General features: G+C 58.3%; 12 protein-coding genes and 2 pseudogenes. 8 read left to right on the top strand and 6 right to left on the bottom strand.

Translation table 11 applies throughout. From position 1 onward, the window contains the following. Window positions 1-48: 48 nt before the first annotated feature. A complete protein-coding gene (locus tag ASD00_RS41010; RefSeq protein ID WP_164474995.1) occupies window positions 49-225 on the bottom strand; it encodes a hypothetical protein in 177 nt (58 codons plus the stop codon). Window positions 226-608: 383 nt separating this feature from the next. Beyond that, on the bottom strand, window positions 609-1,520 hold the full coding sequence (locus ASD00_RS23435; protein WP_057209249.1) for a LysR substrate-binding domain-containing protein: 912 nt from the start codon (window positions 1,518-1,520) through the stop codon (window positions 609-611). 120 nt (window positions 1,521-1,640) lie between these two features. Here ASD00_RS23435 and ASD00_RS23430 point away from each other — a divergent pair, with 120 nt between their 5' ends. Then, entirely contained in the window at window positions 1,641-2,894 is a 1,254-nt protein-coding gene (locus ASD00_RS23430; RefSeq protein ID WP_057209247.1) for an SRPBCC family protein, read from the top strand. Beyond that, the gene (locus tag ASD00_RS23425) at window positions 2,884-3,969 is read left to right on the top strand and encodes a hybrid-cluster NAD(P)-dependent oxidoreductase (protein ID WP_057209245.1); all 1,086 of its coding nucleotides are present in this window, start codon (window positions 2,884-2,886) and stop codon (window positions 3,967-3,969) included. Before ASD00_RS23430 ends, ASD00_RS23425 begins: the two co-directional genes overlap by 11 nt. Window positions 3,970-4,014: 45 nt before the next feature. Here ASD00_RS23425 and ASD00_RS41885 read toward each other — a convergent pair. The 3 genes and pseudogenes from ASD00_RS41885 to ASD00_RS23415 all read right to left on the bottom strand — a co-directional run. Next, window positions 4,015-4,228: pseudogene (locus tag ASD00_RS41885) on the bottom strand (hypothetical protein); the annotation flags it as partial. Between the two features lie 34 nt (window positions 4,229-4,262). Further along, window positions 4,263-4,868 carry a dimethylsulfonioproprionate lyase family protein gene (locus ASD00_RS23420; protein ID WP_057209243.1) on the bottom strand — a complete coding sequence of 202 codons (606 nt, stop codon included), beginning with the start codon at window positions 4,866-4,868 and terminating at the stop codon, window positions 4,263-4,265. A gap of 2 nt (window positions 4,869-4,870) precedes the next feature. Further along, the gene (locus ASD00_RS23415) at window positions 4,871-6,907 is read right to left on the bottom strand and encodes an NADH:flavin oxidoreductase (RefSeq protein WP_057209236.1); all 2,037 of its coding nucleotides are present in this window, start codon (window positions 6,905-6,907) and stop codon (window positions 4,871-4,873) included. Window positions 6,908-7,056: 149 nt separating this feature from the next. On the opposite strand from ASD00_RS23415, the gene ASD00_RS23410 reads away from it, so the two are divergent. The 5 genes from ASD00_RS23410 to ASD00_RS23390 all read left to right on the top strand — a co-directional run bounded on the left by ASD00_RS23410 (window position 7,057) and on the right by ASD00_RS23390 (window position 11,624). Then, the gene (locus ASD00_RS23410; protein ID WP_057209232.1) at window positions 7,057-7,686 is read left to right on the top strand and encodes a TetR/AcrR family transcriptional regulator; all 630 of its coding nucleotides are present in this window, start codon (window positions 7,057-7,059) and stop codon (window positions 7,684-7,686) included. Window positions 7,687-7,693: 7 nt separating this feature from the next. Beyond that, window positions 7,694-8,494, top strand: coding sequence for a pyrroline-5-carboxylate reductase dimerization domain-containing protein (locus ASD00_RS23405; protein ID WP_057209230.1), 801 nt, complete (start codon window positions 7,694-7,696; stop codon window positions 8,492-8,494). A gap of 66 nt (window positions 8,495-8,560) precedes the next feature. Next, window positions 8,561-9,562, top strand: a complete 1,002-nt coding sequence (locus ASD00_RS23400; RefSeq protein ID WP_057209228.1) for an ABC transporter substrate-binding protein — start codon at window positions 8,561-8,563, stop codon at window positions 9,560-9,562. A 102-nt stretch (window positions 9,563-9,664) separates the two neighbouring features. Continuing rightward, window positions 9,665-10,552, top strand: a complete 888-nt coding sequence (locus tag ASD00_RS23395; protein ID WP_057209225.1) for a proline/glycine betaine ABC transporter permease — start codon at window positions 9,665-9,667, stop codon at window positions 10,550-10,552. Next, a complete protein-coding gene (locus ASD00_RS23390) occupies window positions 10,545-11,624 on the top strand; it encodes a glycine betaine/L-proline ABC transporter ATP-binding protein (RefSeq protein WP_057209223.1) in 1,080 nt (359 codons plus the stop codon). Before ASD00_RS23395 ends, ASD00_RS23390 begins: the two co-directional genes overlap by 8 nt. Before the next feature lie 88 nt (window positions 11,625-11,712). On the opposite strand, the gene ASD00_RS23385 is transcribed toward ASD00_RS23390, so the two are convergent. Further along, window positions 11,713-12,000 carry a hypothetical protein gene (locus ASD00_RS23385; protein ID WP_057209221.1) on the bottom strand — a complete coding sequence of 96 codons (288 nt, stop codon included), beginning with the start codon at window positions 11,998-12,000 and terminating at the stop codon, window positions 11,713-11,715. A gap of 800 nt (window positions 12,001-12,800) precedes the next feature. Between ASD00_RS23385 and ASD00_RS23375 the strand changes: the two are divergent. After that, window positions 12,801-13,297 (top strand): annotated as a pseudogene (locus ASD00_RS23375) (ATP-binding cassette domain-containing protein); the annotation flags it as partial. Between the last annotated feature and the right edge of the window lie 560 nt (window positions 13,298-13,857).

Here is a 13,857-nt window from a genome sequence, read left to right as displayed (position 1 = left end):
CCTAGCTTTAACAAGCTCATTCCGCGCCTCCCTTGGCCCTGAGTAAAGCTATTTCGCCTCTACCTTAGGAAGGTACACGGCGACGGCCCGGCTATTGTCATTGAGAATTTCGCCTCCAACGATCAGGTAAACGGCTATCGCTGCTACCGAGAGAAGCATCACACCGATGGGCAACCCGGTTGATGCGGTTTTTTCCGGCTGCCCATAGCTATTTCTTTCATGCATCCTGATATCTCCCATGGTCTCCTCGAACCGAGGTAACAGCACCAGAGCAGCCGAAGGGACGGAAGAGCCGCTCTGGCACCGTTACAAACCCATGGCTTTTTTGTGAGGGTCTTCAGCGACATGGGCTAATTGAGAAATTTAGTGCAACGCGGCTTCCCAACAATCGACCTCAGACTTTTGCCAAGGGCCGATCAGACTGAAGTCCCATGCCGGAACTTTTCACATTGTCGCGGGTTTTGGTGCCTGCCAGATGGCCTGCCTAAGGCTTGGCTAGCAGTCCGCAACAAGCGCTTGTCTTATCGGGAACCCAACCCCGAGCCCGCTTCAAGATGGAGAGGAAGAGGAACGGCAGGCCGCTTTACCCAACACACTCGTAAGAATCGTCAAACCGCGGAAGCGGAAACCTCGCGCAGCCACTCAATGAACAGTCTCCCACTTTCTTTTTTTGGCTTCCTTGTTGGAACGACGACGAAGTAGGCCGCCCTGGTGCGGATGGATGCATCAGTAAGACGGACCAAGCGAGTTTGCTGGATAAGGTCGGCCACTAGACGATTCCAACCGAGCGCAATGCCTTGCCCGTTCATTGCGGCATAAATGGCCTCGATGTAGAAACTGCATCGAAGGCCTCGGGCCTTTTTCGGCGCCTTCACGGAAAAGGCCGCTAGCCACTCCTCCCAGCCCGTCCATGTAGGATCTTCCGTATCGCTTGATATCAAAGGATGGCCGACAAGATCTTGCGGTGTGCGGACCTCGCCAGCCGTGAGCAAATAATCTGCGCTGCAAATCGGGAAAACTTCGTCGTCGAACAATAGCTCCGCCTGACCGTCCGACCAAGTACCGGTTCCGTAGCGGATCGCCAGGTCTACATCGCTTGTCTCGATGCTTGTTCGGGCATCCTGCGTAATGATGCGAAGTTTGATTTCGGGATGGGCGCGAGAAAACGCGGCGATCCTTGGCAGAAGCCAGAAGTGCGAGAAGGAAATGGTCGCCGAGATGGCCAACTCATCATCCGGGCCTTCAGATCGGAGGTCGGCTACGGTGTCGGCAATCAGATTGAACGCGTCGCCGGCCGCTGCTGAAAGCAGCTTGCCCTTCTCCGTCAATTCGATCTTGCGGTGGAGCCGCCGAAACAAGGGAAAACCGAAATCTTCTTCCAGCAAATGGATTTGCCGGCTTACGGCAGCCTGAGTAACACCGAGCTCCGTCGCCGCGCGCGTGAAACTGGACAAGCGGGCCGCCGCTTCAAATGCCGTCAAGGCGGTGAGCGGCGGTAGTTTCTTCCTCAGGTTCGACATCTGTCTTCCATTACATTTGGTAATGTCACCTGCGCATATTTATGCCGTTGAGCGACCAGAATAGTTGAGCGATTTTGTCTTTCAGCCCTCGGCCTTTCGATCGGAACATAAGGTGGATTTATGCTGCAGACATTTGCTTCTCCCATATCGGCCCTCCTGGACGCAAGGGCTGAAGGACATTCACTTCCAGCCGGCCTTTACACACGCGAGGACGTGTTCGAGGCAGATCTCGAGGTGTTCTTCCGCCGGCACTGGATCTGTATCGGCCTTGAATGCGATGTGCCGGAGCCTGGCGATGCAACCGTTATTGATATCGGCAAGACGAGCCTCATCGTCCTTCGCGACGACGACGGCGATATCCGCGTCATGCACAACGTCTGCCGTCACCGCGGCTCACGTCTGCTGGATCCGGGCAAGACGATCGTTTCGAAGCTCGTCTGTCCCTATCATACCTGGACCTATGAGTTGACGGGCGAGCTGAGCTACGCGCCTCATATGGGCAAGAACTTCGACAAGGAATGCCGCAGCCTCAAGGCGGTGGCATTCAAGTCGGTTGGCGGCCTCATCTATGTCTGCCTATCGGACAATCCGCCCGAAGATATCGAGCGCCTCATCGACGTCATGGCCGAACGCCTTGCACCCTACGATATCAGCAATGCCAAGGTCGCGTACGAATCCGATGTCATCGAACAGGGCAACTGGAAGCTCACGATCGAAAACAACCGTGAATGCTACCACTGCTCCGCTAACCATCCCGAACTCTGCGTCTCCTTTGTCGACCTCGATTTCGGCTTCGACCCGGACGCCTTGAGCCTGGAAGATCGCGCCCAGGCCGAGGAGCATTTCTCGCTCTATGCGGAACGCACCAAGCGGTGGGAGGCAGACGGGTATCCATCTGCAGCGGTCGAGCAATTGGTGAACTGCACCACTAATTTCCGAACGCAACGGCTCATCATTTCGGGTGCTGGCGAATCCCAGACCCCCGACGCGACCGCAGCCTCGGCAACGCTGCTCGGCACGATATTGCGCAAGGATCTCGGCGATATGCACCTCTGGGGCCACAACAGCTGGAACCACTTCATGGGCGACCACGCCGTCGTTTCGATCGTCATACCGCTCTCAGCGGATAAAACGCTCGTGCGGACGAAATGGCTCGTGCACAAGGATGCGGTCGAAGGCATCGATTACGACCTCGAAAAGCTGACCAACGTCTGGATCGCCACGACCGAGCAGGACGCCGAACTCGTCGCCCGCTCGCACGCCGGGATCGAAGATCCAGCCTATGTGCCAGGCCCCTACTCACCCTTCTCCGAAACCAACCTCGACAAGTTCACGTCGTGGTACATCGACCGGATGCGTGCCCATGGATACTAAGAGCTCCTTTTCTCCGGTCGGTCGTCTTGAGCCTGACAACTTGTGGAGCCGCGACAGGGATGAAGATCTGGTCTGCGTGGATGTCCATCAGGAAACGCACGACGTGAAGACCTTCACCTTTGCGTCTCCCGAGGGCAAACGTTTTGCCTTCGAAGCCGGTCAATATTTCCTGTTCGACCTCGATGTCGATGGCGAGCCGGAAAGCCGGTGCTACAGCATATCGTCGTCCCCGAAGCGCAGCAATGCGTTCTCGGTCACGGTCAAACGGGTCGCCGGCGGCAAGATATCGAACTGGCTTCATGACAAGCTCGTCGTCAACGCCAAGGTCAAGGCAAACGGTCCTCTCGGCCACTTCGTTCGGCCGAACGGCCGGAAGTATCTGTTTCTGTCCGGAGGATCAGGGATTACCCCGGTCATGGCGATGGTCCGCGAGTTGGCAGACACGTGCGAACCCGCCGATGTTGTCTTCATGCACGCGGCGCGGACCCCGAAGGACCTCATCTTTCGCAACGAACTCGCCAATCTGGCCAACCGAGTGAAGGGCCTGCGACTGCAGTTTCTGCCGGAAGTCGTTTCCGGTGAGGCCAATTGGCACGGTCTGACGGGACGCATATCGGCTGCATATATGCAACTCGCGGTTCCCGACGTCGCTGAACGCATCATCATGTGCTGCGGCCCTGCGCCGTTCATGGCGGCGGCGCGCGCGATCACGGCCGAACTGGGCGTTCAGGCGTCCAACTATATCGAGGAGAGCTTCGATGCAGCGGTGATCGACGACGTGGATATTCCTAACGTCGAACAGCCCGCCACCCGAACATTCCAGGTCGAATTTTCCAAACAGGCTCGCAAGATCGAGGTTGGAGGTGAGCAGACCGTGCTCGCCTGCGCAAAAAAGGCAGGAGTAAAGCTTCCCTCATCCTGTTCGAATGGCGTTTGCGGCACATGCAAGTCGAAACTGGTATCCGGCTCGGTCGAGATCAACCACAATGGCGGCATCCGGCAACGAGAGATAGATGCCGGACTCTTTCTGCCGTGCTGTTCGAAGCCGCTGAGCGATCTCGTCATCGATCGCTAGCATCATCCGAGCATCGGGACACGGGTTCATTCGAGCCTTAGCTTGTCAGGCCGCGAGCGCGCCACTCTTCTTTGCCGTCCAGGTGGCGATGGGTCCCATGAGGCCAGGGTTGTGGCAGTCATAGGCCTCAATACCAAGCTCTCGTCGCCGTTTTCTCGTATCTCGACATTGTCTGTCGGGGCGGCGGCGACGTCCGAGAAGACAGCACCATCGGGCTTCAGCACTTGGTGCAGCCGCAGGCATGGTTATCGGCAATGTTCCTCCTGCGCTCGGTTGCACCCGAGCCGTTCACTTCAATGTCTCGGACGATCAGGCAACAACGCCCAGAAGGCGAACAACGGCGTTTCGTCGGAGCGCATGGCGTGCCGGACACCAGGTGGATTGTAAAACGAGCCTCCGACCCCGGGTGAGAACCACTCGGAGGTGCCATGCTGAAACTCTCCCTCCGACAGAACCAGGTAAGTTTCTTCCGGGGCATGGTCGTGATCGGGATAACGCACGTTCGGCGCCATCAGCGTCGCTCCAAGCCATAGGTCACTTCGGTCCTCCAAGCCACCCGGTCCGACGATCATCGTGTTGGCGTGGCTCATCAGGAAATTCTCGCTTGCCGTATGATCGTAGACGGAGCGCCACTTCCATTCGAGCATCGGCTCAAGGTCCGCGAAGCGCTCAATCAGCGCATCCAGTGACGGTCGCCAGGTTTTCGTTGCCAGAACGCTCTCGATATGTCGGTTGCACACCGGAAGGCGCTTTCCGATGTTCAAGCGTTGGGGTTGTGGCGCTTCGAGTTGGGCAAATATCTCCATGACGGACCGGCGCGCCCTTAAATCCTGAGCGAATTGGTCGAACGCGACGAAAGCCGCATCCAGAAAAGCTTGCAGAGCGTCGACCCGCGCCATCGTTAGAGATCCTTGGCAAGACGCAGCGCGTCGTAGATGGCCGCATGCGTGTTACGCGCCGCGACCGCATCGCCGATCCGGAAAAGTTGGTAGGCACCTTCCGGGTTGCGTTCAACCGATTGCGGCGTTCCAGAAATCAGGTCGTCGTAGGACACTTCGCCGAGGTTCCTCGAACCAGGCTTCAGTTCGAAATAGAGGTCATCGAGCGGAATGGTGCCGTGATTGACGACGATCTGATCGAAGGTCTGCTGCTTGGCCACGCCGCCATAGTCGCTGCCGACATGCGCGATGATCTGATTGCCGCTCTTCTCTGCCGCCTCCAGCCTGTAGGTGACGGTAAAGGTGACATCGAGTTTCTGCAGCGAGCGCATGTAGGGAACGAGGTTCATCGCCATGACTTCCGGCGCGAAGGAACGGTCCGGCGTCATGATCTCGACTTTCGCACCGGCCCTGGCGAGGAACTCCGCAGCCTGAAGACCAGCATGATCGCCGGCATCGTCGAAGATGAGCACGTTGGTTCCCGGCTTTACATCACCCGAGATGATGTCCCAGGAGGAAACGACAAGCTCGTTTCCCTTCAAAAGAACCTCCGTATGCGGCAGTCCGCCTGTCGCGATGATGACAACATCGGGCGTTTCGGCATGCACGGTGTCAGCCTCGGCCCAGTTGTTGAACCGGAAGGTGACGCCGAGCTTTTCGCACTGGTTCATGCGCCAGTCGATGATGCTGATCATTTCCCGTCGGCGCTCGCTTTGGGCCGTAAGCCGGATCTGGCCGCCCGGATTGTTCGCGGCCTCGAAAACGACGACCTCATGCCCCCGCTCCGCAGAGACGCGAGCGGCTTCAAGGCCAGCTGGGCCCGCCCCCACAATTACGACCTTCTTGCGGACCACCGCCTTCGGGATCCGGTGCGGCATCGTTTCTTCCCGGCCGGTCGCAGCATTATGGATGCAGAAGGCCATGCCACCTTGATATATGCGGTCAAGACAGTAGTTGGCGCCGACACAGGGGCGGATATCATCCTCTCGCTTTTCCATGATCTTTCGCACGATATGCGGGTCGGTCATGTGGGCGCGGGTCATTCCGACCATGTCCACTTTGCCCGACGCGATTGCGTGGCGCGCGGTTGCCACATCCGGAATCTTGGCTGCATGGAACGTCGGAAAATTGGTCGCGGCGCGGATCTCGCCCGCGAAATCAAGATGCGGCGAATTTGCCATACCCTGAATCGGGATGACGTCGGTCAGACCCGCATCCGTATCGATATGGCCGCGAATAACATTCAGATAGTCTATAAGGCCGCTGTCGCGAAGGCGTTTTGAGATCTCAATTCCTTCGCTCATTCCAGTCCCGCCGGGAAGACATTCGTCGGCTGTGTAGCGAACGCCCAGGATGAAGTCGTCACCGACCCTTTCACGCATTGCCTTGAAGACGTCGAAACAGAAACGCAAGCGATTGTCGAGCGAACCACCATAGGGACCATCGAGCTCGTTGGTGAGCGGCGAGGTGAACTGGTCGATGAGATGGCCGTAGGCTTCAAGTTCGACGCCATCCATACCACCGGCCTTCATACGCTCGGCCGCGTCAGCGAAGTCCTTGATGATGCGCTCGATATCCCAGTCTTCGATCTTCTTCGGAAACGCACGGTGTGAGGCTTCGCGATGGTGCGAGGGTGCAATGACCGGGAGCCAGTCGCCCTTGTCCCAGCGGGTGCGCCTGCCGAGATGAGTGAGCTGGATCATGATCGCAGCGCCCTCTTCGTGCACAGCGTCCGTCATCTGCCTAATCCATGGCACGATCTCGTCCTTGTAAGCCAGCAGATTGTTGAAGACCGGGGGACTGTCTTTCGAGACTGCAGCAGAGCCGGCAGTCATCGTCAGCGCCACACCGCCCTTCGCCCGTTCAACCGTATAGGCGCGGTAGCGGCCCTTCGGCATACCGTCTTCTGGGTAGGCAGGCTCGTGGGACGTGACGATGATGCGGTTGCGCAGGGTCAAATGCTTCAACTGAAACGGCTGAAGCAGGGGATCGTTCGACATGCAATGGGCTCCGGTTTAAGGGACTTTAATTCGCAACGGTAAGCGAAAATGTACACAAGTGTCAACAAACAAAAACACCGTAGTTTGGAACTTCGACACTCGTGTACATTTTGCTTGAAGCAGCCCTTTGGATTTGTTAGGAGGTAATCATGGAACAGGCGATGAGTGACACTGGCTGGCGCGGTTCTCAGGAGGGGTGGCTCGAAGCGGCCTACGACTCCCTGCTCGAGTCTGGCGTGGAGTCGGTGAAGATCCTGCCGTTGGCCAAACGGCTCAATCTTTCCCGGACTAGCTTCTATTGGTTCTTCAAGGACCGCGAGGAACTGTTGAACGCTCTCATTGCGCGCTGGAGGGAGAAGAATACGGGTAACCTCGTCAAGCAATCCGAAGCCTATGCGGAGTCCCTGGCCGAGGCGATGCTGAACGTTTTCGACTGCTGGGTGAGCAAGGACCTGTTTGACTCCCAGTTCGAATTCGCCGTTCGTAGCTGGGCGCTGCAATCGCAGGAGATACTGGCCGAAGTCCAGCAGGCCGATCAGGTCAGAATGGAGGCGCTGGGCCGCATGTTCATGCGTTTCGGCTACGAGGCGGGACCAGCGGATGTTCGCGCGCGAACAACCTACCTGGTCCAGATTGGATACATCTCGATGCAGTCCAAGGAGGACCTGGCGCTCCGTATGAGGCGCATTCCGGATTACATCGCGATTTATACCGGACAAACGCCGCAGCAGAGGGAGCTCGACCGCTTCTACGCTCGGCATGGCTACAAAGCAGAGTGAGAGAACAATGGAAACGGGCGGACCTTTGAGGGTTGGCGTACTTGGTGGTGCCGGATGGCTGGGCGGCGCAATAGCCAAAGCCATTGTCGGCGCAGGCGTCGTTGAACCTGAAAACCTGTCCCTCTCCTATCGCAGCGAGCGTCCCTACCGTTTCAACCGCTCCTCCTGGACATCAGACAACCAGGCACTCGCCGACCGCTCTGACGTTATCGTTCTCTCCGTCCGCCCGGCCGACTGGCCCACCCTGAACGTCGATGCCAAAGGCAAGCTGCTCATCTCCGTCATGGCGGGTATTCGCCTGAGCGCTCTTTGTGCGCACCACCGGACGGACCGTGTGGTCCGTGCCCTGCCGAATGCGGCGGCCGAAGTTCGAAAGTCCTACACGCCTTGGATCGCCACGGCGGGCTTGCGAAAAGATGATCGGGCGATCGTGCGATCTATATTCGATGCCTGCGGCGCTCAAGATGAAGTGTGCGAAGAGGCGGAAATCGACTATCTGACCGGCCTCACCGGATCGGGGCCCGCCTTTCCGGCGCTGCTCGCCGAAGCGATGATGACAGACGCCATCTCGCATGGACTGTCGCCCGAGATCGCCAAGCGGGCCGTCAACACCCTCATGGTGGGTGCGGGCCGGCTGCTGGAACAGCGGGACGACTGTCCCAGTGAAACAGTCCAGACCTTCCTTGACTATCGCGGCACCACAGCTGCCGCGATCGAGGAGATGCGCGCGGCCGGGTTCGATGATGCCGTTTCGCGCGGGTTGACGGCTGCATTGAGGAAATCGGTTGGCATGGGGGAAGCCTCCTAGCGCCGTAAGGGCGGGTTCCGCGGCACCCCGCTTTCAAAAGATAAGCCGCCAAAAGAGGGAACGATAATGAAACGCTTGCTTGCATCGACATGCCTGTTTCTTGGAACCGTCACTGGTTCGTCGCTCGCCAATGCTGCGGACTGCGGCGGCGTCACAATCGCCAGCATGAATTGGCAAAGTGCCGAGGTAATTTCCAACCTCGACAAGATCATCCTCAATGAAGGTTACGGCTGCAGCGCCGAGATCACCATCGGAGACACCGTCCCAACCATCACGTCGATGGCCGAAAAAGGCGAGCCTGATATCGCGCCGGAAGCCTGGATCGATCTGCTGCCCGACGTGGTCAAGAAAGGTACGGAGGAAGGTCGCATCGTCAAGGTTGGCTCTCCCCTTCCCGACGGCGGCATCCAAGGCTGGTGGATCCCGAAGTACTTTGCCGATGCCCACCCCGACATCAAAACAATTCCCGACCTCCTGAAACATCCCGATCTTATCAAGGATCCTGAAGACCCGAGCAAGGGGGCAATCTTCAACGGGCCGCAGGGTTGGGGAGGCACCGTCGTAACCGCACAGCTGTACAAGGCCTTCGAAGCTGAAAAAGCCGGCTGGACTCTCGTTGACACCGGATCCGCCGCAGGTCTCGACGGTTCAATCGCCAAGGCCTACGAACGCAAGGAAGGCTGGGTCGGCTACTACTGGGCGCCGACCGCCCTTCTCGGCAAATACGAGATGGTGCAGCTGCAAGCCGGCGTGCCATACAATCCGGCCGAGTGGAAGCGCTGCATTACGGTTGCCGAATGCACCGACCCCAAACCCAGCGCATGGCCGGTCGACACGATCGTTACGCTCGTCGCCAAGCCCTTTTCCGAAAAGGCAGGCCCCGAGGTCATGGATTATCTCAACAAACGCTCCTGGAGCAATGAGACGATCGCCAAGCTCATGGCCTGGATGACCGACAACCAGGCGAGCGGCGAAGAAGGTGCCAAGCACTTCCTCGAAGAAAACCCGGATATCTGGAAGAAGTGGGTTTCCCCGGAGGCCGCCACCAAGATCGAGGCTGCGCTTTAATCACCACCGCCGAACGCCGGTGCGGTGCGCTTTCGGCACACCGCACCGTGCGTGCCGATATAACAACAAGAACGGATCGGCTCTTTCGAGAAGGGGAACCGAATGGACTGGTTTTATCAATTTCCTCACATGAACGACAACGCACTTCGAGATCTGAAGAAGGTCATCGACGAGACTTTTCGCGGCTTTACACGCAGCTACGGCGACCTGATCGAGGGCTTCTTCACGCCCCTGCAGCATTTTCTGATCGCCGCCGATCGGTTCATGACCAAGACGCCTTGGCCGATCATCACGCTCCTGATCCTGGTCATCGCCTGGGCAGCCACGAGGAGCCTGCGGATCGTCGGCGGCTGTCTCGCGACGCTGTTGTTGATCGGCTACTTCGGCATGTGGGACGACACGATGCGGACGATCTCGATGATCTTCGTGTGCACCGTTCTGTCGATCGCGATCGGACTGCCGACCGGCATTCTGATGTCGCGCTCAGACAAGGTCCAGCGGATCGTCAATCCCGTGCTCGACGTGATGCAGACCATGCCGAGCTTTGTTTACCTGATCCCCGTCGTCATGCTGCTCGGCATCGGCAAGGTTCCCGGTCTGATCGCCGTTGTCATCTATGCCATCCCGCCGATGATCCGGCTCACCAATCTCGGCATTCGTCTCGTCGACAAGGATGTGCTGGAGGCGGCCGACGCCTTTGGCGCTGACAACAGACAGAAGCTTTTCAAGGTGCAGCTCCCCCTAGCGCTTCCGACCATCATGGCCGGCATCAACCAGACCATCATGATGGCGCTCGCCATGGTCGTCATCGCTTCGATGATCGGCGTTCAAGGTCTTGGCCAGCCGGTGCTCAAAGCGATCGCGAACCAATACTTCACGCTCGGCATCTTCAATGGCCTTGCCATCGTCGGCATTGCTATCATGTTCGACCGTGTCAGTCAGGCCTATGGTGAACGGCTCCAGAAGCATCGGGAGGTTGTCCATGGCTGACCATGCTTTCGGCGGCATCGCGATCCGCCATCTCTACAAGATCTTCGGGCCGAATGCGCAGGCTCATGTCGAGGCGGTCAGGAGCGGTCTGACCAAGACCGAACTGAACGAGCGGCACGGACACGTGCTCGGACTTCGCGACATCAACATCGAAATGCCGTCGGGCTCCATTCAGGTGATCATGGGGCTTTCCGGATCGGGCAAATCGACGCTCATCCGCCACATCAACCGGCTGATCGACCCGACAGCCGGCGAAGTCCTCGTCGACGGCATCGATGTGGTGAAGATGCCGGATAAGGATTTGCGCGAATTCCGTCGTCACCAGACGGCCATGGTATTCCAGAAGTTTGCCCTTCTTCCGCACCGCAGCGTGCTCGACAACACTATCTTCGGCCTTGAAATCCAGGGTGTGTCTCACGCGCAGAGCATCGATACCGCCATGCGATGGCTGGAGCGCGTCGGGCTCAGAGGTTTCGAGCAGAAGTACCCGAACCAGCTGTCGGGCGGCATGCAGCAGCGCGTCGGCCTTGCCCGGGCGCTTGCCAACGACGCACCGGTGCTCTTGATGGATGAGGCTTATTCGGCACTCGACCCGCTCATCCGCACGGATATGCAGACGGTGCTTCTGGACCTGCAAAAGGAGATCAAGAAGACGATCGTCTTCATCACCCACGACCTCGACGAGGCTTTGAGACTCGGCGACCAGATCGCCATTCTTCGCGACGGCGAGGTCATACAGCAGGGGACCAGCCAGGATATTGTGTTGAGACCCGCCGACGACTATGTCGCGAACTTCGTGAAGGAGGTGAACCGGGGCCGCGTCGTGCATGTCGAGGCCATCATGACGCCACTTGGGGCGGGCGCTGTCGATAGCGGGCAACGGATTCCCGCCGATTTCACGATCGAAGAGGCGGTACGTGCGCTCACAGCTGCACCCGAAGGCGACATCACCGTCGTCGATTCTTCCGGCAAGCCTCTCGGCACCGTCACGTTTCGCGAGCTGGCCGGTGCGATGGTCAATGCGCATGAAGCCTACGATCGCACAATGACGGTCGCAGCTACCGCCGCGTGACAAGACTGGTCGGTCGCCCAAACGCTGCATGCTCCGGGTGGACGGCCTTTGCCCCGAAAAGCGCGAGGTCCCGGGTAGTTGGTGCGTGCTATCGCGCCTGCGTTTCTTTGGTCGCGTGACTTGTAAGACTTTGCTCGGTCAGCATCCTCAGATATGGTTCGATACTGTTTTCGATCTTCAAGCAAATCTGGTCGTATTCTTCAATCAAGACCCCATCGGGAGTGTCGGTGCTACGCAGCACATCGAGTTGGATTGACGCCTCGGCATAGGCAATGAAAATCTCGATCATCGATCGGCTTCTTAACTCGGAAAGTAAGCGCCCGTAGGCAGGCAGCCGAAGCATCATGCGTGCTCTGCCGATCTTTTCCAGGTTCATTTTCTTGCTCCGTTTTGGCCACAAGCAGTAACCGCTGCGGTCCAACTCTGACTGCTAAGAAAAGTTCCTGGTGAGGTCTATGCCTTTACGGCCCGGGCGGCGACATTCGTGAGCAGCCGAACAACATCCATCTCGATCCTCGCGCAGTCGCAATCCAGTCGGGTTACATGGCGCGTTTTTTGGCCTTCAACCGCACGCACCTGGTCTCTCTGAATGGCCGCGAACCCGTAGGCCTTTAGGAGGTCCTTTAGGGCTGGGATTTTCAGCGTTTCTAGCTGCCGTCGATACGCCGGTAAGCGCATCATCAGACGCCGACGGCCGATCGTCTCGAAGTCCACAGCTGGTCTCCAATTTCGTCGTCTTTCTAAAGATTCAAATCGAAACCAAAGGAAAGGTTCCCTCAGGCAGCGCTCGGCGGGCGTGGCGCCAAGCGCGTGGTCGGCCAGGCGCTGTTTTATGCATTCGACGAACAGGCCATGCGCTTTGATTGGCGTGGAACTTGTCCTTCAAGGATGACGCGGAAAGCCTGCAGGTTCCGCGATATTCTTCACCTTCTGCGCCCATCGGCTCGAGGCCGGAAACCAGCTTATTCTCAACCTCTGGTGACCTTTGGCGAGACCATATCTCGCCCGGTCTGCCACCTGTCGAAGCCGGGCCGCGACATTGACGCCCTCGCCATACCGGTCCTCGCCCTCGACGATCACCTTCCCGAGATCTACTTCGTCGAACGCAGCCCCGCCTCAGGCGACGGATCATCCACCGTCCACCCAGCAGGTTCGCGCCGGTGATTAGGCTCGCAGCTGTTTCAGGACCCATTCGGTTCCACCCGCGGCACGCGATCGGTCGCACGCTTCTGGAGCCACTGGAGATCCATGGGCTGGATCGGCGCCAGGAACGGGTGAACAAGGCACTCGAAGATGTTGGTTTGCCGCAGAATTTTCGATACCGATTCCCGCATCAGCTGTCCGGCGGCCAGCGCCAGCGCGTGGCCATTGCCCGGGCGCTTATCCTGTCACCCCGCATTCTCCTGCTAGATGAACCGACGTCGGCGCTCGACGTGTCCATCCAGGCCGAGATCCTGAACCTGCTGAAAGATCTGCGCGAGCGAGAAGGGCTGACATATATCCTCGTCAGCCACGATCTCGCCGTGGTCGCCCACCTGTGCGACCGCGTTGCCGTGATGCAGGATGGTGGCTTCGTCGAAGTTGCGGAAAAGCGGCAGCTGATCGAGCGCGCCGTTACACACCCCTACACCCGCACCCTGATCAACGGCAGTCGCGGCTACGTTCCTCTGTAGCGATGATCTCATCGTTAGCCTGCCATGATTCTGCTTGCTTATAACTGGCGACGATTATCCAACCCCTGTCAGCTACAGGCGCCATCGTTTTCCAGCATCTGTCATCGCTGACGCGTCTAGAAAGTTTGGCTCGGCCTATGCCGGTCGCTTACGTCGAAAGCCGGCTACTTCAAGCCATAGCGAGGCAACGCGACAGCCACCTTTGCTAAATAAACCATTGGCTGTGTACCGCCATCATAGCGCGTTTTGGGAGGTAGCCTTATATTCCGTTGTTGAAATATACATTGTGCTTATGTCCAATGGGAGAGGAGGACACCGTGCACGGACCTAGCGTCAAGGACACCCGCGAGCGCGCGGCTTCACCGATCGAATTACAGGATCTTGCAAAAAAGCTTGCGGCTCTCGCTCGACAAATCAAGACAATCGCAGCAACACCTCTCAGCGAGGGGGGCGATTTGGACTGCGTATTCCGATGAAGCCGGCCATCGATTCCGATTTGAAGCCGGCCGGTCATTCCGATTTCATTCCGGCCGGCGTTCCGAATTGAAGGCGGCCATTTA

This window comes from Ensifer sp. Root31, from assembly GCF_001424825.1.
Taxonomy (GTDB): domain Bacteria; phylum Pseudomonadota; class Alphaproteobacteria; order Rhizobiales; family Rhizobiaceae; genus Ensifer; species Ensifer canadensis.
This window is presented reverse-complemented; position numbering and strand designations above follow the sequence as displayed.